Genomic DNA, 21093 nt, shown 5'->3' with positions numbered 1-21093 from the left:
TTAAGAACCAACGGCAAGCAAGAATTAACGATGCGGATTTCGATCAACTGGTTACGAGAATTAGTCAAAGTCGCCCAATCTCCCCAAGAATTAGCCGAATTATTGACAATTGCGGGAATAGAAGTGGAAGAGATCGAGGATCGCCGAGAATGGGCAAAGGGTGTGGTTATTGGTAAAATTATCGATCGCCAACCCCATCCCAATGCAGATAAACTAAGTGTCTGTCAGGTGGATATCGGTCAGGACAACCCTAGTACAATTGTCTGTGGTGCGCCCAATGCTAGGGCTGATATTCTAGTTCCCGTGGCTACTTTGGGAACTCATTTACCAAAAATCAATTTAACGATTAAACCGGCTAAATTGCGCGGGGTAAAATCGGAAGGGATGATCTGTTCCCTCGCGGAATTAGGATTAACTAAAGATTCTGAAGGAATCCACATTTTTAGCCAGGAAAATCTCCCTTTAGGTACAGATGTTCGTCCCCTTTTAGGACTCGATGAGGTGATTTTAGATATTTCTCCCACCGCTAACCGTGCCGATGCTTTGAGTATGATCGGAGTCGCGCGAGAAGTAGCGGCTTTGACAGGAGGAGAATTAAGCCTACCAAAAGTCAAATTACAGGAATTTTCCCCTAAAAAAGATTTAACGCTGGAAATATCAGAAAATAAAGCTTGTCCTGCTTATATTGGTACGGTGATCGAGGGGGTAAAAATTGGCCCATCTCCGCTATGGTTGCAACAGCGTTTACAGGCAGCCGGACTGCGATCGATCAATAATGTGGTCGATATTACTAATTATGTACTTTTGGAGTGGGGACAACCCTTACACGCTTTCGATCGCGATCGTTTACAAAGTTTTGCCGGAGGTAAATCCGTTACTATTGGGGTCCGTTTTGCCGAGGAAGGGGAAAAAATTATTAGCCTTGATGGTCAGGAAAGAAGCTTAAAAGAGCTTAATTTATTAATTACTGCCAATAATAAGCCGGTAGCTTTAGCGGGAGTGATGGGAGGTCAAGATACGGAAGTTAACGAGGAAACCGTTAATCTTGTGCTAGAGTCGGCTTTATTCGATCCGATCGCTATCCGTCGTTCCTCGAAAGCGCAGGGTTTACGCAGCGAATCTTCCGGACGCTATGAACGCGGTGTTAATCCCGCCGCTTTGGAATATGCTTGTCAAAGGGCGATCGATTTGATTCTAGAGTTAGCTGGGGGAACTGTCAGCAGTCAGGTTAAAGCTGATTATCGCGCCGAACGGTCCAGGGGTTCGATCGAATTGCGTTTACAACGTTTGCAGCAGCTACTGGGTCAAGTTACCCTAGATAATGGTGCGATCGGTGAAATTCTCGCCGAAGATGTGGAACGGATTTTAGGCAATTTAGGCTGTGAATTGCAGTTAACCTCGAAAAATCCTGTTCTGTGGACTGTAACAGTGCCAGACTACCGTTATCGGGATTTAGAACGAGAAATTGACTTAATTGAAGAAGTGGCGCGACTGTACGGATATGATCGCTTTGTCGATACTTTGCCGGCAAAAACCGCAGCCGGAGGATTATCCTTTGAGGAAACTATACAGCGTCGGCTGCGGGAAGCTTTTCGAGCAGTCGGTTTGACGGAATTAGTCCAGTATTCCCTCGTTAAACCGGAATTAGCGGAAGTTGTCCTCGCTAATCCCCTTTTTGTCGAGTATTCTGCTTTGCGGACTAATCTCCTCGACGGTTTAATCGAAGCGTTTGAGTATAATCAGTCTCAGGGTAACGGGGCCTTAAATGGCTTCGAGATCGGGCGAGTTTTCCGCTTAGAATCGGATAATATCAAGGAATACGATGCAATTGCCGGTATTTTTGGCGGTGATTTCTTCCCTGCTGGACGTTGGCTGCGATCGGGTAAAGAGGTGGCCATGACTTGGTACGAAGCAAAAGGGATTTTAGAAGCAGTATTCGATCGCCTTTCGCTGACAGTAAGCTACGAAAAATATGCCGAAGATGCGCGTTTTCATCCCGGACGAACAGCATCTTTAGGGATTGGTAAACAACCCTTAGGAATTTTTGGTCAACTACACCCGCAATTGCGTCAGCAAAAGGGATTAATTGAGGCAGTTTATGCCTTTGAAATCCAGTTCCCGATCCTGTTAGCAACTCTTAGCGATAGTGCCAAAATTACCCCACGTTTACAGGTCTATTCTACCTATCCGGGGGCGGCACGAGATATCGCCTTCTTTGTTTCCACAGATATACCCGTAGATAGATTGACAAAAACTATCAAAAATGCTGGGGGTAATCTCTTAGAAAAAGTCGAATTATTCGATCGCTATCAGGGGCAGAATGTACCAGAAAATCATTGTAGTTTGGCCTTTAGTTTAGTCTATCGTGCCAGCGATCGAACTTTAACCGATGAAGATGTGGAACCCTTAATGACAAAAGTGCGAGAAGCTTTAGTTAAACAGTTCCAAGTTTCTTTAAGAAGTTAAATTCAGCGCTCAGTTAACAGTTATCAGACATCGGCCTTATAATTAGGTAGACGTTAAAAATTATCAGATGCCCCCCTTATTAAGGGGGGACTAAGGGGGGATCGAACCTAAAATCCATTGTTAATTTAATTATAACCAGCCATTTATTATCTCAAGAATAATCTCACACGTCGCTATCAATATCGCTGATTGCATCCAATCGTTACCAATCAGTTTGAGAGTTGCTCAAAGTAGGTTAGCTGTTCATATTTCGTCGCTCCGCCACCTTTGAATTGTTAGATAGTAGTGAGGCGATTGCCATATTTTAGTACATCAGATATGATATAAATACATCATGGCTGATCAAAGCAAACCTTTAGCTTGGCTGCATGGTGAGATCAAGACCCCACCTTTCAGTTTAGAAGCACGGATCGAAGCAGGTGTCTTACTCAGGCAACTACAGGAAGGCGAACCTCTTGGTTTGCCACATTCGCGTCCTATGCCAAGTGTAGGCTATCATTGTCATGAGCTACGCATTAGAGACATCGATAAAAATTGGAGGATTATTTATCGAATTGATGAAGATGCAATCTTGATTATTGAGGTGTTTAATAAGACAACAAGAGCAACACCCAAAAGTGTAATTGAGGTTTGTAAGAAACGCTTGAGTAAATACGATACTGATCAGCAGGAATAAGAGGATGGAAGAGACTAAAAAAGGGCTTTTGGCATCAAAAGGCTGGAAAATCGGAACCGTTTCCGACTTTTTAGAGTTAACGCCCGAAGAGATTATCCTTGTTGAAATCAAACTAGCTCTTAGCAAAAGTTTGAAAAGTCAGCGGCAGAAGATAATGACTCAAAGTGAACTGGCCAATAAAATCGGCTCTAGTCAACCTCGGATTGCCAAAGCTGAAAATGGCGATCCGTCAGTTTCACTGGAATTGCTTATCCCATCGCTGTTGGCAACAGGTGCCACTCCTCAAGACATCGGACAAATCATTGCCAGTGTCAAAGGCGTTGCTGAATCAAGACCTGAATGCTAATTTTGTGCATTCTATCCACTAATGTTAGTTATTGTCGTTGATGCGATAAATCCCTGAATTTCCCCAGCATCAATACGCTCAAATAATCTTGCTGCGTTTTCCACAAATAGCTCTCGTTCTTGTAGAAAATCAAGAATGACATTGGTATCAATCAGAACTCGCATTACGGAATACTTCTCGATCAGATAGGTTAAATAATCGGTTGGGGCGTTAGTTTCCCCTGTAGCTGCCGAAATCTCAGAAACACCTCGCAAGCGCAACAGATTTCCCCGCTTGGATTTGAGGTTTGCTTCCCGTTGTTTAGAATGTATGAACAAGGTGAAATCACCCTAGAGGGATTAGCAAGAAAAGCTCCTCTCATTGCCCGTGCTATTGAAAAGCAACAGGAAATCTCTTAAATCCTAGACAAACAAAAAAACATTAGTATTTCGGCATCTAGTCGGGTATTGGCTGTACCATTATTTAATATCAATTTGCTGTAATTCTGGTAAAAGTTCTTTAAATAAAAGCCTAAATCTTTTTATACATATTATTTTAAACATCAATTTTAAAGCATCCCAATTAATTGCATCATAGCGGATCAATTCTAGGACAATTTTTATGTTTAATTTTTTGATATAAATCAAAAGCCAATGCAGGCAAATATAACCTTCTATAACTGACAATTCTGGTAACTTTTTCCGATGTTTAGGATGTACCATATCATAAATTTTTTGTTTGATTAAAATATTTTTTTTGTATCGCTCTTTTATTGATATATTGCTATTGCAACATCCCGACCATACTCTTTTAAAACATAGACACTTACCGACAAATACAGCATCGCCGTACTTGGCAATTTCTATCCATGAGTTAATATCATCATAATTACCGTCAAAGTCTTTATCCCAGCCTCCCGATCGCAAAAATGCTTTTTTTTGAAAAGCAACTTGAACAGGTGTTCCCAAAGGACAGATATCCAAAAGCATACCGTAGTGTATGTCTTCTTGCCGAATACAAAGAGCTAAATTATTAAATTGAACTTGATGTTTATCATCGATAATGTTGCCTATTATATCAATTTTTTTTGCCTGACAAGAGCAAATAACAGCATCAGGAAAATAAACGAGATATCTGCTGATAGTTTCGATACATTCAGGCGTAATATAATCATCATCATCAATCAGCTTAATCCATTCTCCTTTGGCAATTTTGACTCCAATATTAACACTTTCTGAATGTCCTAAATTTATCGAGTTGCGATGATATATAACTCGCTCACCTAATTGCTTGATATATTCTTCAGTTTGATCAGAAGAAGCATCATCTACAACAATAATTTCGCAATTTATAGTTTGATTGAGTGCCGATTCTAATGACCATTTTAAAAATGGTAAGCGATTATATGTTGTGATAACAATACTGAATTTCATGAGCATTTACAAGAATATTTAGTTTAGGTAAAATATTTTCTTTTTTTATTATTTGTTAAGCCATGAATCGCTGACAAAATCGACCAAGATATAAGATTGACTCTTTCATCAAAAATAGTAACATCAAAGACATGAAATAATATAGAAGCAAAAAAAGCTGTTAAATAAGTAAATATAATCAATTTTTCTTCTGAGTTATCCAGATTTATTTTGGTTAAAAGTATAATCCCTTTTGCCAATATCCAGCCAACTAAAAAATAGAAAAAAACTGTCCAGGGAATCCCCACTTCAGACAGAAGCATCAGTGTTAAGTTGTGTGAATGTCCTATTACTATCTGAGATTGAGGCTGATAGAGATGTTTAAAACTTCCTAAACCCCATCCTTTCCAAGGTGACTTAAGGGCTAAATGCCAGGAGAATTTCCACAGAGTTATTCGGAGAGTTTCTACATCTCGATTAGGATAAAATTGATCGTTTATTCGAGCCCAAATAAACATTGGAACAATTAATCTAAACCAATCTCTTACTGGAGGATTGCCAAAAGCAGCGATAATAATCGCCCCGCTCACGATTGCTACTGTTAGCAAAATCCATCGCCAGCCTAAATAAATAGCAAAAGCAAGACAAGTTACTAATGTAGTCATCCAACCATTACGAGAATGAGTTAAAATTAGAGCAATAAATGTTAGGGAATTGATCACCAAAAGCAGACTAAGATAAAAAAATTTTTTATCAGTATTCGATTTTCTTAACTCTAGAATTATTAAGCCCAGTCCCAACACCCAAATAATAGTTAGAAAACTTGCTAGAAAATTAGCATGATAAAATAAAGATGACATCCTACCAGAAGGATTGCCCATTGCTCTTAAATACCATCCAGGGATCAATATATTTTGTATTTCTCCTTGTAACCCCCACCAAATTTGTCCAAAGCCTAACACGGTTATAGGAACTGAACCAAAGTATATTATCCTTGCTAATTGTTCTAATGTACTCACTGAGTAAAGTAGTTGGCTGAGTCCAGCAAAAATAATGAAGTAAGGGAAAAAATTTATCAATCCAGAGATGGCAGAAACCCGATCAAAGGCAAAAAGGCTGGTCATTATTAATGAGCCACCTAAGATAGCAAATCCCCAATTAATATATTGAGAAATAATGACTCTATATTTTAATCTAAAAATTATTATAATCGCTGTACAAATAACTAACATTCCCCATAAGGGGTTGATAGGCAACAGCAAAAAACTAATTTGAGTTAAATACCAAGGAATGTTTAGCTTCGGATCTGGATGTTTTATTAAAAACATAATGTGTCATCTATTATTTAAATAACTTGCATTGACTCAATATTTCAATATGCTATCCTTAGAGTACATCAACTCATCATAGTGTTACCATGGTGTTAAGCTTTTCGACATTTAAGTTGATCGAGTAATCGATGTCAGCCAAAGGCTTCAAGCATCGACAATCTAAATTTAAATGCGTCTGAGCTTACTGCTGGAATATACACCGTTCGCCGTCCCCAAAACCTCCCCAACTATTTAACCCGCAGTGCGGGTTAAGCTTAAAAACTATCAAACCATCAATTAATGGTTTCCATCATCCTAAGACCGTTTTTTTCTACCGTCAATAGGATATAAAGTATGCTTATTTTTTTTTTTTCATCAGGTTTATTCATGAATCAGAGAAAATCAAATTAAATTCGGTGCGGTTAAACCTTGATTTCTCCTACCAGCCACCTGATTAACTTGACTCAGAGTCAAGAAAACGGGTTTCTTTAAGAAACCCGTTTTCTCGATCCTATAGTCACATATTTCTTAACATAAAATTTGACAAAAAGAGAAAAGTATTAATTCCAGCAATTCTTTATAATTCTCTAGATGACTGGGAAAACCCGAACCCTAGAGTGATAGAGAAAAGAATTGAGGAATTCAAAAGGCGAACTCGGAGTTAATTGATGAAGTGCGATCGCTTTTCTGATCGGGTGCATTAACAGAGTATAATGCACCTTATTTGTTGTCTATAATTTAAAAGATTGAGATAAGGGCAGTTTGTTGGGTTGATTTTGCGTTAAAATTAAGTTAGATATGTCTTAATTGATGAAACTTAGCAAGACAATGAATACTTCGATTACTTTTCAAGAAATTGCCGCCGAAATACAATTATTTGATAGTATTGAACAAAAAGAACAATTTATTTTTGTGGTGGGTGCTTTAGTTTCTCGCATCATCAGTCTTCATAAAGCCGCAGAAATCATGGAAATGGATACAGAAATGTTCTTGAAAATTTTAGAATTAATGGGAATCGATTTTTCTTATCTTACTACAGAAGACATAGATAGAGAAAAAAAATGGTAATATCTATGAAAATTGTTTTCAATTCTTCCCCTTTAATCTTTTTGTCTCAGTTAGAATTTTTAGAAAAATTCCTAGATTCTAATGATAATTTTTATTTGCCTGCAACCGTACAACAAAAAATTAATGCCAAACAAGATCAATCTTCAGAGACTCTTAATAAGCTGATCAATCAACAGAAATTAATTATCCTAAATATTAAATTAATCTCTCTAGCAAATAGTTTAAATGAACGTTTAGGGAAAGGTGAATCTGATGCCATTACTTTAGGAATAGAATTACAAACTGATTATATCATCCTTGATGACTTTGCAGCAAGAAAAGAAGCACTACACTTAGGCTTAAATGTTAAAGGAACTTTAGCGATTATTCGTAAACTTCTCAAAGAAGGAAAGATAGAAATTGAAAATTTGGAGAGTTTTTATCAAAGACTTAGAGAAATTAACTTTAGAGTCAAGCGTGAGATATTTGAGAGCATTTTTGGAGACTGAGTGTGATACTGAAGGCACTGCGTAGCAGCACGCTTATTTTTTCGGGTGCATTAACAAAGTATAATGCGCCTTATTTATTGTCTATTGATGGATTCCCACCATAACTTTAAATCACTTTCATTAATCTTTTTTTGAAGATATTCAATCTGATCTGAATAGCTGAGATTTTTCATGTCTTCAGCCATTTTTTCTTGACTGGTTTGTTTAAAAGCTAAACAGTCAAAACTTTTTTAAATTGTCGTTGGCTTCATCAATTGTTACCTCTAAAGGAGAAATAATAGTCAAAATCCCGTAGCCATTGAGTAAATTAATTTGATTATAGCCTTTCATTTTATCTAGGCGCACAATATGTTTAAAATTCCATGATATGATTGCATCCGCTCTAGCTATTGTAGCAGCCGCTACATGAGTAGCATCATTAATAGACTTTGATGTAACAACTCCTTCATTGATATAAGCATCCCTTAACTGTAAAACTTCAGGTGTTATCTTAACTATTTCAATAACTCTCTGCGGAATCGATAATAAAATATCTTTAACCGCTTGGGAGGCATTAATTAATTCGCTAACAATGATATCACTCATTAACAAAATAAACTTTTCTTGCTTAATGGCTTCCATCAATTGATTGGACTCTAAGGAAAATTCATCATCTAAACAGAATCCAATGACTGATGTATCGATATAAACTCTAAGTTTTTTCATAACGATTTTAGCTCGTCAATTTAATATTTTCTCAATTAAAGATGGTTTGTTGCCTTGTAGTTGTTTAGCAAAAGTTTCTCCTGCTTCAAGTTGTCGTCTAATTTCTTCTCGATTGTCATGGTAATAGACCAAGGCTGCATAAACATCTGCTAGGGTGATAGTAGGATGATGATAAATAATTTCATCTGGTGACATTCCCATTCTTTCATGCCAAATTACAATATCTTGAACTTTAATTCGATGTCCAGCAATACGAGGTTTTCCGCCACAGATACCAGGAGTGATTTCAATATGTTGTGAGATAACTAAAGATGACATAATTACTTGGCAATAATATTAATAAATTGTTATTATCATACCATTTTTTCCCCAGTAAGGCCACATCAGTGCGATCGCCGCTCTTTTAGAGTGGATTAAGGTAGTGTAATGCAGCTTATTGATAATAGAATTTTTGAAACCTAAAAGTCGAGGGCTTTGGTTTTAAGATTTATCAAGCTTAAAGTACAATTAACATTAAGCTATAATAATCATTAGTCAACAACAATTATTACTATGTCTTTTGCAGCTAAATATCGAGATCGGATTGTGATTAACCCAGACATTCGCAGTGGCAAACCTTGCATTGTCAATACTCGTATTGCAGTAGCAGATATTTTTGATTATCTAGGAGGAGGGATGACTATTGAAGAAATATTAGATGATTTCCCCGATCTTACCTTAGAAGATATACAAGCCAGTTTTGCATTTGCCGCCGAGCGGGATCGTCGTTTAATGGTTATTCCCTATGAAACTGCTATTTGACGAAAACTTATCACCTAAACTACCTCTGTTACTGGTATCACATTTTCCCGATAGCGCTCATGTTAGAGATTGTAGCCTAAAAGGGTTTCCCGATCAAAGGATTTGGGAATATGCGCCTATCAATGGATTGATAATTGTCTTGAAAGATTCTGATTTTTATCAACGAAGTTTGTTGTATGGCCAACCTCCAAAGTTCATCGGGCTGAGGATTGGAAATTGTACCACTCATCATCTAATCAGTCTTATTTTAAAACATAAACAAGCTATTAAGAGATTTAGCGAAATTCTACCGAGTCCGTTTTAGTAATTGCATAATCATATATTATCCTAAGCGATCGCTTTTCTGAGCGGGTGCATTAACAAAGTATAATGCACTTTATTTATTGTCTATTGATGAAATGACCCAAAGACGTTAATTTAAAAGATTGAGTTCAGGGGAGTTTGTTGGGTTGGTCTTGTGTTAAAATTAAGCTGGAGTAAATTCTAATCCCCGATTAAAATTTAAACAGAACAATCACCATGAACTTTTATACCGTTATTCTGAGAAAAAGTGCAGATTATTGGGTTTCATTATGTCTTGAAAATGGATTAGTTGGACAAGGAGAAACTCAGGAAAAAGCTATGGAGAAACTAAAAGAAGCAATTGAATCTTTTGGGGATATTTATCGTGATCAAGCCAATATCTATACCAGTCCTATTCCTATAGACGAACTTCATGAGTTTTTAACTGTGGGAGATTCTGAAACTCCCGAAACTTACGAACTCAGAAAAGTTTATGCCTAAAAATATTCCTTCTCTTAAACCCAAAGCACTAATCAAAATTCTTGAAAAAGGAGGCTGTCAATTTTATCGAGAAGGAAAAGGTGATCCTCGTTTATATTGTAGAGTATTGTATAATCAACGTCGAATCGTTCCTATTGATATAGGTGCAAAAGAAATGTCCCCTGCTTATGTTTTACGAATTTTTAGACAATTTGGTTTTACAGATGAAGAAATAGAACATTTATTAAAATAGATGATTGAATGCGTTTTTTCAAACGAAGAAATTATCTATTCTAGTACGCTTTATCTTAATTTTATTTCCAAAAGCTAAAATAAAGTGATCGCTACCTTTTTAAGGTACATTAACGCGATAGTAAAACCCTCGATTGCTTGTTATAAATTGATTTAATGATTAATTTTCACCCAGTCATCGTCGATAAATTAGCCTGCCTTAAAAACAGGTAAAGTGACTATCACCATTTTGCGTAATTTTTCGCTCTGGTAATGAACTTTTGATTATGAAATGATCCAAAGACGTTAACTTAAAAGATTGAGTTCAGGGGAGTTTGTTGGGTTGGTCTTGTGTTAAAATTGGGTTAGGGCTAGTCTGAATCATTTATCCTGTATCATTTAACGGCGGAGAAAACTATGCTAAAAACCTTTAAAGCAATTTTGAAAAATAATACCCTTCAATGGCTTGATGAAACCCCTGAAATCAACTCCGAATATCCTGTTAATGTTTATATTACCTTATTAGAAGAAAATATCATTGGTGAAAATCGATCTAACGGTCAAAAAATGGCCAATGCTTTGAAAAAAATTGCTAACAATAATACTTTTACTGATGTTGATACCCAACAGTGGCAACAACAAAATCGGTGCGATCGCTCTCTTCCTGATCGGGATTAAATCATGTTATTAGATAGTAATATTATTATCTATGCCGCTCAATTGGAAAATGAGTTTCTCCGGGAGTTTATTGCAGAAAATTCTCCTTATGTATCTGCTTTATCCTATCTGGAAGTTTTAGGCTACCATCGGTTAACTCATCAGGATAAAGTCTATTTTGAAGAATTTTTTAATGCTTCTCAAATTTTACCCATCTCTCAACCTGTAATTAACCAAGCAGTAACTTTAAAACAAATCAGAAAGATGTCCTTAGGAGATGCCATTATTGCGGGAACAGCTTTCGTTTATAATTTAACAATTGTAACTCGCAATATTGATGATTTTAATTGGATCAGTAAATTAAATCTAATTAACCCTTTTCAACGGTAAAAACCTTAGGGCAAGCGCATCTTAACAATCCTTGACAAAGTGAACTTTTGATTATGAAATGATCCAAATTTGAGGAGAATTTGCCATCTCAATTGTTAAGATTTCGTAACTATTCTGATTGACTGGTATCACCTGAAATACCCATGCGGATCACAAAATTGTCCAATTGTCAACAGCTTTTGAGATGCTCTCACCCTGTAGAAAATCAAGAATATTTTATTTAGGTGGAATAGGAAGATGAAATTTATCGGTAAACTAATAAATTATCATCACCTAAACCACTTTCTAGCCTAATTAATAGGGCCATTTCCAGTTAGTAATCTCGTCCTTATCGATACCATTGGTAAAAGCATAATCGAGATTATCGATAATAGCATTTTTCATCCGTTCCTTCACATGACCGGCAGCAGAACCTAATTTCGGCACGCGATCAATGACATCGATTACTAAATGAAAACGATCAACTTGGTTACGAATCGCTAATTCTAGGGGAGTATTAATATTCCCTTCTTCTTTGTAACCGCGCACATGAATACGTTCTTGATTGCTGCGACGGTAGGTAAGTTTATGAATCAGCCAAGGATAACCGTGGAAATTAAAGATAATTGGCTTATCAGGGGTAAATAAACTATCAAAATCCCGTTCTGATAAACCGTGGGGGTGTTCACTTTCCGACTGTAATTTAAACAGATCAACCACGTTGATAAAGCGAACTTTTAAGTAAGGGAATTCCTCCCGCAGAATTGCCGTTGCTGCCAGGGATTCCTTAGTGATAATATCCCCACAGCAAGCCATAATTACATCCGGTTCATCGGGATTGATTCCGTCATCATCGTTACTTGCCCAATCCCAAATACCGATACCTTTGGTGCAGTGTTTAATTGCTTCTTCAATGGTCAAGTATTGCAGGTGTTTCTGTTTATCAGCAACGATAATATTAGTGTAATCCTTGCTCTTGAGACAGTGATTAGCCACACTTAATAAACAGTTACCATCGGGGGGAAGATAAACCCGCACCACGTCGGCACTTTTATTGGTTACTAAATCGATAAAACCGGGGTCTTGGTGACTAAAACCATTGTGATCCTGCCGCCAAACCACCGAGGATAACAACAGATTCCAAGAGGAAACAGAAGCGCGCCAAGGTACATGATTTTTGCAGATATCGAGCCATTTAGCGTGTTGGTTGAACATGGAATCGATAACGTGAGCAAAAGCCTCGTAGGAGTGAAATAAACCGTGACGACCGGATAATAAATAACCCTCTAACCAACCGACTAAAGTATGTTCACTCAGCATCTCCATCACCCGACCATCGGGAGATAATTGGCTACCATCTAAATCCTCCGGATAGGTATCGGCTAACCAAGCTTTTTTAGTCACTTCATAGAGAGCCGCTAAACGATTAGAAGCAGTTTCATCGGGACCAAAAACGCGAAAATTAGTCATATTATTTCGCATTACATCCCGCAAAAATACCCCCATCACTCCCGTGTTTTCCGCTTCCACCTGGCCCGGGTGGGTGACATCTACGGCATACTGACGAAAATCGGGCATTTTTAGGTCTTTCCGCAGCAATCCGCCGTTAGCGTGCGGATTAGCACTCATGCGACGATGACCCCTAGGAGCGAGTTCTTTAAATTCTGGCTTAAATTTACCCGTGGTATAGTCAAATAATTCCTCCGGGTTATAGCTTTTCATCCACTCCTCTAATTTTCTCAAGTGTTCGGGGTTTTCCTGCATGGCACCCATGGGGACTTGGTGAGCGCGCCAGAATCCTTCTACTTTATGACCATCAACCTTTTTCGGACCTGTCCAACCCTTGGGAGACCGGAGGATAATCATCGGCCAGGGGTAACGTTTAGCAACTCCCGTGCTGCGAGCTTCCTGTTGATAGGAGCGAATCTGATTGATACAGTGTTCTAGGGTAGCGGCCATTTTTTGATGGCAGTGCATGAGGTCTTCATCTTCCTTACATTCGACGATGTAGGGAGTGTAACCGTAACCGACAAAGAGACTTTCTAACTCGTGCGTCGAAATACGGGAGAGAATGGTGGGATTAGCGATTTTATAACCGTTTAAGTTTAAAATTGGCAGTACCGCACCATCGCGAATCGGGTTAAGGAATTTATTCGAGTGCCATGCGGTAGCAAGGGGACCGGTTTCAGCTTCCCCATCACCCACCACCACGGCCGTAATTAGGTCGGGATTGTCAAAAACAGAACCGTAGGCATGGGAAACACTATAACCTAGTTCGCCGCCCTCATGGATAGAACCGGGGGTTTCGGGGGTGACATGACTACCGATGTGACCGGGAAAAGAAAATTGTTTAAAGAATTTTTGTAATCCTTCCTCGTCTTCACTTTTATCGGGGTATATTTCCGAATAGGTTCCTTCTAGATAAACTGGACCTAGTACCCCCGGCGCCCCATGGCCAGGACCGGCCATAAAAATCATATCGAGGTCGTATTTTTTGATTAAACGGTTGAGGTGAACGTAGGTAAAACTTAAGGCCGGACTTGCTCCCCAGTGACCGAGCAAACGATACTTAACGTGTTCGGGTTTAAGATGTTCTTTGAGCAGGGGATTATCGCGCAGATAAATCATACCTACAGCTAAATAGTTACAAGCGCGCCAATAGGCATGGGTTTTGTAGAGTTCGTCTTGAGAAAGGGGATTTTGCTCTGTTAAGGGTCTTTCTGGTGCGGATACCATGAATATTTCTCCGATATCTATGAACGATGAGATTAAGAGAGTTGATAGACAATTTCTCCAGATTATCGAGAGGGTTAACCCTCGGTCGGTTTTCAAACTGTAATCAAGAGTCTAACCTTTCGGAGGGTAAAAAACTATTAAAATAAACTATATTTTGCCAATCCAGCCAGGGGAATTTATGTCAGTCGGGCGGCGTTTTTAAATCGCTTTTAAAGGAAAATTAATATCTTCTTAACTTAGGTAACAATAATTCTCAGAAAAATTTTAATTATTTTTTAATGTCAGCTTTTCCCAAAATACTATAGGGTTACACCCTAGTTTGTCGGGAAGAGCCTAATTAGGCCTTCTCGATGCCAGTGGTGAGGACTACTAGGATAGCTTTTGAAGCACTGAAACTTAAAATCTTTCTATACTTCATCTAGCGAGCAACAAAAGCTGATTAGCATATATAGTGATTCTCTAGAGGCCAATCAATTCTCAAATTATTGTTTCTTGATCGTGCCTAAGCTTATCGCAGCTGCAAAGGAGTTTTTTTCATGACAAAAGTAAGAGTCGCTATCAACGGATTTGGTCGTATCGGTCGCCTCGTTTTTAGGGCGGGTATCCAAAATCCTGATTTCGAGTTTGTTGGTATCAATGATCTCGTCCCCCCCGATAATATTGCCTATCTGCTCAAATACGACTCCACCCACGGACGTTTTCAGGGTACGGTAGAAGCGAAAGAAGATGGCATCGTCGTGGATGGTAAGTTTATCCCCTGTTACTCGATTAAAGACCCTGCTCAACTGCCCTGGGGTGCAACTGGGGCCGATTATGTGGTCGAGTCCACTGGTTTATTTACCACCGCGGAAGGGGCAGGAAAACACCTGGAAGCCGGGGCCAAACGGGTGGTTATCTCCGCACCCACCAAAGATCCCGACAAAATTCGTACCATTGTACTAGGCGTTAACGATAATGAGTACGATCCCGCTAAGGATCTGATCGTCTCTAACGCTAGTTGTACCACCAATTGTTTAGCCCCGATCACCAAAGTTATTAACGATAACTTCGGACTAGCGGAAGGATTAATGACCACGGTACACTCGATGACCGCCACTCAACCCACCGTGGATGGTCCATCGAAAAAAGATTGGCGCGGTGGTCGCGGCGCCGGTCAAAATATTATCCCCTCCTCCACGGGAGCAGCCAAAGCAGTAACCCTAGTTATTCCTTCCCTAAAAGGCAAATTAACCGGTATGGCCTTCCGTGTGCCAACTCCCAACGTTTCGGCGGTGGATTTAACCTTTAAAACCGAAAAAGCCACCAGTTACGAGGAAATCTGCGCCGCTATGAAAGCCGCCAGCGAAGGTCCGATGAAAGGTATCCTCGGTTATACCGATGAGGAAGTGGTATCGAGTGACTTTATCACTGACCCCCGTTCCAGTATCTTTGATGCTAAAGCTGGCATTCAACTTAATGCCAATTTCTTTAAGGTCGTCTCTTGGTACGATAACGAATGGGGTTACTCCTGCCGGATGTTAGACCTGATGAAAATGATGGCAGCTAAGGAAGCAACCCTCGTAACAGCCTAAATCAGTTATCAGTTATCAGTTTACTGTTTACTGATAACTGATAACTGATAACTGATAAGATGAATCCAAAATTTAAAGATATTACCGCTTGGGAACAGGCACAATTATTAATGCAGCCGGCATTTATTCGGGTGCTGGATAATCTGCGTAAACAGTTAGAAAATTCCCTCTGGAAAGGAACTTATACAGAAATTCAAGATCCCTATCCCAGTTATCTGCTCTGTTTGACTTATCTCGATCGCTCCGTTACTGTAAATATTTGGGAACTTTGTTTTCAAGTCTGTTTTCTCGATTATCCCACCGATGAAGGAGAGAGCGTCACCATCGATACCAGTCTCCTCGATCCCACCGGTGAACTTGATTGGCAGAGTTTGGAAACGAAAACCGAGCGCATTATTAAGCAATTATTCGCTAATTTACCTCCATGAAAGCAGATTTAGACACGATCAAGGCAGAGTATGCCGCTAATTTTCTGAAAGATTACCACAATGATCCCCAAAGTTTAGCATCCCAAACAATTTTAATCGATCGCTCCGATTGGGGTTTATTAGAATTAAAAGGCCAGGATCGACTGCGTTTTCTCCACAATCAAACCAGTAACGCGATTGATCGCCTGAAACCAGGTCAGGGTTGTGAGACAATTTTCCTCAACTCTACCGGTCGTACCCTCGATTTTGTCACAGTTTACGCTGGCGATGATTCCCTCCTCATCCTCGTTTCTCCCCAACGTCGTCAATTTTTACTGGAATTGATTGATCGCTATATTTTCCCCTTCGATAAGGTGGAAATTAGCGACTTAACCGATAATTTTGGCATTGTCACCCTAATCGGTACTGAAAGCGGGCAATACCTGCAAAAAATCGCCATTCCAGAGCAGATTTTAACGGGGGTGCAGCATAGTCATTATCTCCTTTCTGAACCCCCCCTGAGACTGGCCGTCGGCACCGGCTTAGACCTACCCGGATACACTTTAATCGTTGCCGCCGCCGAAGCCGGTCCCCTCTGGGAAAATTTAATTAAAAATGGCGTTACTCCCGCCGATGAACAGGTGTGGGAATACCTGAGAATCCATCAGGGCCGACCGGCAGTCGATCGAGAATTAACGGAAGATTATAACCCTTTAGAGGCCGGTTTATGGCGAGCGATCGTTTTTGATAAGGGTTGTTATATTGGTCAAGAAACTATCGCCCGTCTCAACACCTATAAAGGCGTAAAACAAAGACTTTGGGGCATAAAACTCAGCCAACCCGTCCCCAGCAATACCCCGATTATTTTAGAAGCGCAAAAAGTCGGTTTACTCACCAGTGTGCTGGAGGATTTTGGCTTGGGTTATGTGAAAACAAAAGCGGGAGGAGAGGGTTTGAAAGTACAAATCGGCGAGGCAACGGGAGAATTAATCTCTTTACCCTTCCTCTCTCACGAATACCCCTTTCAGTGAACAGTAAACAGTAATCAGTAATCAGTAATCAGTGAAAAGACAGTGGCAAACGGGTGCATCTCACATTTGCAGAAATACCGACAATCAGCAATTATCAGTGACTCTTAAATTAGTACAAAAATATGAACAATCGCGTGTAAGCATCCCACCGAAAAACTAATGCGCTCCGGGGTTTGGGGGCGGCGCCACGCCCCCAACGGGGGGTTTGGGGGGTAGAACCCCCCAAAAGCTTGGATTGAGTGATAAAATCGAAAGTAACGCCCAATTTTAAAAGAGAGTTTCCCCTTAAAAATCCCAACTTCGTAGATTTACAAAAACGAGATACACCCGTAGAAAACTGCTATTTAATACTGATAACTGATAACTGAAAAACCCCCTAACCCCAGCGACTAGCGATAGGCATTCGCCAACCAGTGCCAAAAGCGCGATCGCTAATTTTTAGTCCCGGGGGGGCTTGTTTGCGCTTAAATTCGGCATTTTTAACTAATTTAATCACTTTCTGCACAATTTCTGCCTCAAAGCCGGCGGCGATAATTTGTTCGGCGGATTGATGGCGATCGATTAATAGTGCTAAAATAGCATCTAAAATCTCGTAGGGAGGTAAAGAATCTTGATCCTTCTGATTGGGTTTTAATTCAGCACTAGGAGCTTTATTAATCACATTAAGGGGAATAATTTCCCCGTGCCGATTTAACCAGCGACAGAGGGAATAAACCCTGGTTTTCGGCACATCAGCAATCACTGCTAAACCACCATTCATATCACCGTAAAGGGTGCAATATCCCACCGCCATTTCTGATTTATTGCCAGTGGATAATAGTAAATGACCGAATTTATTAGAGAGAGCCATTAATAAATTACCGCGAATGCGTGACTGAAGATTTTCTTCGGCAATACCGAAATCAGTCCCAGCGAAAAGCCGCTCTAAAAGTTGATCATAAGCGGTCATAATTTCTTGAATTGCTAACTTCTCACTTTTGATACCTAAATTATTAACTAAAGCCACTGCATCGCTAATGGAATGGTCGGAACTATAGGGAGAAGGCATCATCACAGCGAGAACATTTTCTTTACCTAATGCGTCGCTGGCAATAGCGGCAACTAAACTGGAATCAATGCCACCACTCAAGCCGAAAATTACCCGTTTAAAACCGCATTTCTGCACATAATCTCGCACTCCTAAGACTAAAGCTCGATAAATTTCCTCATCTTCATCGACAGGTAAAGGATGAATAACTGCGGGTAACAAATCTTGATTAAACTCGATCAATTCTAGGCTAGAAGTAAATGCTTGGGCGCGATAAATCACTTCTCCTTGTCTGTTAAAAGCCACGCTGTCACCATCAAAAATTAAATCATCATTACCTCCCACTTGATTGACATAAACTATCGGTAAATTATATCTAGTGGCACTATGGGATAATAAAGATTCTCGCAATTTTTGCTTACCGACACTGTAGGGAGAAGCGGAAAGATTAACGATTAAATCGACTCCTAAACTAGCTAAATCGGCGATGGGATTAACCGCGTATTGACGCTGACCCCAAAATTGTTCATCATTCCAAACATCTTCACAGATAGTTACACCGATTTTTACATTATTTTCTGTTAGTTGAAAATATTGACTTTCTTTCCCGGAAGCAAAGTAACGATCCTCATCAAAAACATCGTAGGTAGGCAATAAACGTTTAGTAAAAATTTGTTTAATCTCTTGACTTTTTAACAAAGCTATGCTATTAAATAACGGCTTTTCTCCCCTGACCGTTGCCGAGGGATTTTTTTCGACAAACCCGACTAAGACGGCTAATTTTTCTGGTAATTGTTGGGACAATAATTGCAATTGTCGAGACATTTTCTCGACAAAACCCAGATTTAATAACAAGTCTCTGGGGGGATAACCACAGAGGGATAATTCCGGGGTTAAAAGTAATTCTGCTCCCTGATTAAATGCCGTTTGAGCAGCCTCTAAAATTCTTTGAGCATTTCCTTCGATATCTCCAACAATGGGATTTAATTGAGCGATAGCAATTCTCATATTTTTTCCTATTTAAACAAAAACTAACGGTTGCTCTTTAAAGGGAGCAAAAGCTTTTTCATCAAAGCGATATAAACTAGCCGGACGACCGGCACCACGAGAGACTTTTAAACCCATATCCTTGAGAAATCCTAATTTCAATAGCCGATTTCTGAAGTTAGAATAATCACTAAAATTTTTACCTAAAATTGTCTCATAAAATTGATAAAGATCATTTAAAGTAAATAATTCTGGTAAAACCTCAAAAGCGACGGGACTATATTCTACTTTATTGCGTAATCTTCGCCAGCCATATTCCAAAATTTGACCGTGATTAAAGGCTAAATCTGGCACTTTATCAATCATATACCAAGTGATATTATGATCCTGTTCAGTGATTAATTTTGCTTCTTCAAACCGCACTAAAGCGAAGTAACTCACCGATAGATAACGTACCGCAAAACTCGCGGCCGCTGCTGGGGTATCTCCCTCTGGACTGCCAAAAGTATATAACTGTTCCAGATAGAGATTATTGACGCTAATTTTCTCGGCTAAAATTCGATAGGCTGCCGTTTCCAGTGATTCCCCATTTCTCACTAAAGTCCCGGGTAAACTCCAGTAATTACTAAAGGGTTCTTCCCGTCTTTTAATCAGAAGCACTAGCAGCCGATTTAATTGGGTATCAACGGAAAAGATCACGTTATCAACTCCCACTTTAAAATCAGCTAGAGATTTATTAGCTAGGGTCTTTTGCGGTTTCATGCGTAAAGTTTTTGACCTTCGATATAATCTTTAATCGGTGCGGGAACAGCCTGTTTATCGCCTTTTTCTCGATAATCTGTTGAGGATACAGCCGGAGCAAAGACATCGGCAATCAGACAATCACCCCCTAATGTTTGCAGTTGTTCAATATCATCTTGGTTAATAGGATAGCCTGGACGAGGAATCACGAGAATTTTGACTTTTTCTAGTAATTCTCGGCTACGATACCAGTGCCTAATTTGTCCAGCTAAATCAGAACCGATGACTAGGGTATATTCCTCCTGTTCTCCCCAAATTGCTTGCGCTTTTTCCACACTAATTAAGCTACGTCGATCGCTTAATTCTCGTCGCAGTTGTATATTATCCCTTGGGGGTTGAATATCCCGGATGAGCAAATTTAACATCCTCAGACGATGTTCGAGACTGGTTTGATGATTTTTAAAGGGATTATCGGCGGCCCAAACTGCAACAATATCGTACTGTTCCGATAACCATTTTAGTATGGCTTGATGACCGGCAGTGGGAGGATCGGCACTGGTTCCAAAAAGGGCAATTTTAAGCATAGGATTCAATTGCTTGCTCACTAAGGGATTAGTTTAAGTCTGCTCAAGCTTGGCAAAGATTAACTTCTCCCCATTATAGTTGATTTTACCAAAATAGGGCAAGAGGATCGGCGATCTCCTGCAAAAGTAAGTTATCGAGCCGCTATCGGGTGAAAATATCTAAAACCCCGGATAAATTTGACATAATCTTAGGTTTTATGAATAGGATAGTTAGGGACTTGCGCTTTGATAATGTACCTTTTGGGCGAACGCAGTTCGCCCCTACATTGTGGACAAAATCCGTTACTGTAGGGGCGCAATGCTTGCGCCCTCCGATCGATCAGGTTTGCTGATCACCCTAAGTAGGGGGAGAGCCTTCGAGGTGTTAGGGACTTGCGCTTTGATAATGTGCCATCTGGCTGGTCTGGTTCTTCTACAGAGCGATTTTCTGGCTGGGATATTATTCCTACGCAAGTCCCTTATCTCTTATCTTTTGTCTGCTACTGAAGATTTTTGATTTTTGCAGGAGATATTATTTTTTTTGACACTCCCATCGCTAAAAGCGAGGGATTCTTGGTTCACTGAGTTTCCTTAATCTGGCAGGACGTATCCAGCCAAACCAGAGGGAATCTCTCCCCAAGCGTATTAGTTTCGGTGTGTCCCACCGTACTTAGTCCCTTTTTGAGAATGTTGATAGCGGCGTTAATATCTCTATCTTCTACATAGCCACAATGGGGACAAACATGGGTTCTCGTCGATA

General features: G+C 39.6%; 24 protein-coding genes. 14 read left to right on the top strand and 10 right to left on the bottom strand.

Going from position 1 to position 21093, the window contains the following annotated elements:
• Positions 1 to 30: 30 nt before the first annotated feature.
• The 3 genes from pheT (at position 31) to IM500_RS17260 (ending at position 3488) form a co-directional block, all read left to right on the top strand.
• Complete coding sequence (gene pheT / locus IM500_RS17270; protein WP_287739132.1) at positions 31 to 2466, top strand: phenylalanine--tRNA ligase subunit beta; 2436 nt, start codon at positions 31 to 33, stop codon at positions 2464 to 2466.
• A 334-nt stretch (positions 2467 to 2800) separates the two neighbouring features.
• The gene (locus IM500_RS17265) at positions 2801 to 3142 is read left to right on the top strand and encodes a type II toxin-antitoxin system RelE/ParE family toxin (protein ID WP_002763716.1); all 342 of its coding nucleotides are present in this window, start codon (positions 2801 to 2803) and stop codon (positions 3140 to 3142) included.
• A gap of 4 nt (positions 3143 to 3146) precedes the next feature.
• Positions 3147 to 3488, top strand: a complete 342-nt coding sequence (locus IM500_RS17260; protein ID WP_190723136.1) for a helix-turn-helix domain-containing protein — start codon at positions 3147 to 3149, stop codon at positions 3486 to 3488.
• A gap of 11 nt (positions 3489 to 3499) precedes the next feature.
• Here IM500_RS17260 and IM500_RS17255 read toward each other — a convergent pair whose 3' ends face one another.
• From IM500_RS17255 to IM500_RS17245, 3 genes are all read right to left on the bottom strand, one after another.
• Positions 3500 to 3805, bottom strand: coding sequence for a type II toxin-antitoxin system VapC family toxin (locus IM500_RS17255; RefSeq protein ID WP_242034724.1), 306 nt, complete (start codon positions 3803 to 3805; stop codon positions 3500 to 3502).
• Between the two features lie 141 nt (positions 3806 to 3946).
• Positions 3947 to 4900 (bottom strand): glycosyltransferase family 2 protein, encoded by a 954-nt coding sequence (locus IM500_RS17250; protein WP_242034725.1) that lies wholly within the window; start codon positions 4898 to 4900, stop codon positions 3947 to 3949.
• A 23-nt stretch (positions 4901 to 4923) separates the two neighbouring features.
• Entirely contained in the window at positions 4924 to 6207 is a 1284-nt protein-coding gene (locus tag IM500_RS17245; protein ID WP_190723138.1) for an O-antigen ligase family protein, read from the bottom strand.
• Positions 6208 to 7017: 810 nt separating this feature from the next.
• Here IM500_RS17245 and IM500_RS17240 point away from each other — a divergent pair.
• Both IM500_RS17240 and IM500_RS17235 read left to right on the top strand, forming a co-directional pair.
• Positions 7018 to 7257 (top strand): UPF0175 family protein, encoded by a 240-nt coding sequence (locus IM500_RS17240; protein ID WP_190723139.1) that lies wholly within the window; start codon positions 7018 to 7020, stop codon positions 7255 to 7257.
• A gap of 5 nt (positions 7258 to 7262) precedes the next feature.
• Positions 7263 to 7745 (top strand): PIN domain-containing protein, encoded by a 483-nt coding sequence (locus tag IM500_RS17235; RefSeq protein ID WP_242034726.1) that lies wholly within the window; start codon positions 7263 to 7265, stop codon positions 7743 to 7745.
• A gap of 219 nt (positions 7746 to 7964) precedes the next feature.
• Here the strand turns inward: IM500_RS17235 and IM500_RS17230 are convergent, their stop codons facing one another.
• Positions 7965 to 8450, bottom strand: a complete 486-nt coding sequence (locus tag IM500_RS17230; RefSeq protein WP_190723141.1) for a PIN domain-containing protein — start codon at positions 8448 to 8450, stop codon at positions 7965 to 7967.
• A gap of 15 nt (positions 8451 to 8465) precedes the next feature.
• Positions 8466 to 8768 (bottom strand): DUF433 domain-containing protein, encoded by a 303-nt coding sequence (locus IM500_RS17225; RefSeq protein WP_106909767.1) that lies wholly within the window; start codon positions 8766 to 8768, stop codon positions 8466 to 8468.
• Between the two features lie 234 nt (positions 8769 to 9002).
• On the opposite strand from IM500_RS17225, the gene IM500_RS17220 reads away from it, so the two are divergent.
• The 6 genes from IM500_RS17220 (at position 9003) to IM500_RS17195 (ending at position 11291) form a co-directional block, all read left to right on the top strand.
• A complete protein-coding gene (locus IM500_RS17220) occupies positions 9003 to 9251 on the top strand; it encodes a DUF433 domain-containing protein (protein ID WP_190723142.1) in 249 nt (82 codons plus the stop codon).
• Positions 9235 to 9555 (top strand): DUF5615 family PIN-like protein, encoded by a 321-nt coding sequence (locus IM500_RS17215; RefSeq protein WP_190723143.1) that lies wholly within the window; start codon positions 9235 to 9237, stop codon positions 9553 to 9555. Before IM500_RS17220 ends, IM500_RS17215 begins: the two co-directional genes overlap by 17 nt.
• A 215-nt stretch (positions 9556 to 9770) precedes the next feature.
• On the top strand, positions 9771 to 10034 hold the full coding sequence (locus tag IM500_RS17210) for a type II toxin-antitoxin system HicB family antitoxin (protein ID WP_147072162.1): 264 nt from the start codon (positions 9771 to 9773) through the stop codon (positions 10032 to 10034).
• Positions 10027 to 10266 carry a type II toxin-antitoxin system HicA family toxin gene (locus tag IM500_RS17205; protein ID WP_002735907.1) on the top strand — a complete coding sequence of 80 codons (240 nt, stop codon included), beginning with the start codon at positions 10027 to 10029 and terminating at the stop codon, positions 10264 to 10266. The genes IM500_RS17210 and IM500_RS17205 overlap by 8 nt, the downstream gene beginning before the upstream one ends.
• A gap of 395 nt (positions 10267 to 10661) precedes the next feature.
• Positions 10662 to 10922 (top strand): hypothetical protein, encoded by a 261-nt coding sequence (locus tag IM500_RS17200; protein WP_072923913.1) that lies wholly within the window; start codon positions 10662 to 10664, stop codon positions 10920 to 10922.
• Between the two features lie 3 nt (positions 10923 to 10925).
• The gene (locus tag IM500_RS17195; protein WP_150975711.1) at positions 10926 to 11291 is read left to right on the top strand and encodes a type II toxin-antitoxin system VapC family toxin; all 366 of its coding nucleotides are present in this window, start codon (positions 10926 to 10928) and stop codon (positions 11289 to 11291) included.
• A gap of 294 nt (positions 11292 to 11585) precedes the next feature.
• Here the strand turns inward: IM500_RS17195 and IM500_RS17190 are convergent, their stop codons facing one another.
• Complete coding sequence (locus IM500_RS17190; RefSeq protein ID WP_190723144.1) at positions 11586 to 14006, bottom strand: phosphoketolase family protein; 2421 nt, start codon at positions 14004 to 14006, stop codon at positions 11586 to 11588.
• 536 nt (positions 14007 to 14542) lie between these two features.
• Between IM500_RS17190 and gap the strand changes: the two genes are divergently transcribed.
• Genes gap through ygfZ form a run of 3 tightly spaced genes read left to right on the top strand, consistent with a single transcriptional unit; the run spans position 14543 to position 17015 of the window.
• Positions 14543 to 15577, top strand: coding sequence for a type I glyceraldehyde-3-phosphate dehydrogenase (gene gap / locus IM500_RS17185; RefSeq protein WP_002793129.1), 1035 nt, complete (start codon positions 14543 to 14545; stop codon positions 15575 to 15577).
• Positions 15578 to 15636: 59 nt separating this feature from the next.
• A complete protein-coding gene (locus tag IM500_RS17180; protein WP_002802888.1) occupies positions 15637 to 16005 on the top strand; it encodes a hypothetical protein in 369 nt (122 codons plus the stop codon).
• Entirely contained in the window at positions 16002 to 17015 is a 1014-nt protein-coding gene (gene ygfZ, locus IM500_RS17175) for a CAF17-like 4Fe-4S cluster assembly/insertion protein YgfZ (RefSeq protein WP_287739123.1), read from the top strand. The genes IM500_RS17180 and ygfZ overlap by 4 nt, the downstream gene beginning before the upstream one ends.
• 376 nt (positions 17016 to 17391) lie before the next feature.
• Here ygfZ and IM500_RS17170 read toward each other — a convergent pair whose 3' ends face one another.
• The 4 genes from IM500_RS17170 to IM500_RS17155 all read right to left on the bottom strand — a co-directional run.
• Positions 17392 to 19050 (bottom strand): NAD+ synthase, encoded by a 1659-nt coding sequence (locus tag IM500_RS17170; RefSeq protein WP_190723146.1) that lies wholly within the window; start codon positions 19048 to 19050, stop codon positions 17392 to 17394.
• A 12-nt stretch (positions 19051 to 19062) separates the two neighbouring features.
• Complete coding sequence (locus tag IM500_RS17165; RefSeq protein ID WP_190723147.1) at positions 19063 to 19791, bottom strand: NUDIX hydrolase; 729 nt, start codon at positions 19789 to 19791, stop codon at positions 19063 to 19065.
• Positions 19788 to 20354 (bottom strand): nicotinate-nucleotide adenylyltransferase, encoded by a 567-nt coding sequence (locus IM500_RS17160; RefSeq protein ID WP_072923928.1) that lies wholly within the window; start codon positions 20352 to 20354, stop codon positions 19788 to 19790. The genes IM500_RS17165 and IM500_RS17160 overlap by 4 nt, the downstream gene beginning before the upstream one ends.
• Before the next feature lie 557 nt (positions 20355 to 20911).
• The coding region (locus tag IM500_RS17155) for a zinc ribbon domain-containing protein (RefSeq protein ID WP_287739120.1) at positions 20912 to 21093 on the bottom strand (182 nt) is incomplete at its 5' end.

This window comes from Microcystis sp. M179S2, from assembly GCF_020245805.1.
GTDB lineage: Bacteria > Cyanobacteriota > Cyanobacteriia > Cyanobacteriales > Microcystaceae > Microcystis > Microcystis aeruginosa.
The sequence above is the reverse complement of the archived record's forward strand: the minus strand, read 5'-3'. Positions and strand labels throughout refer to the sequence as shown.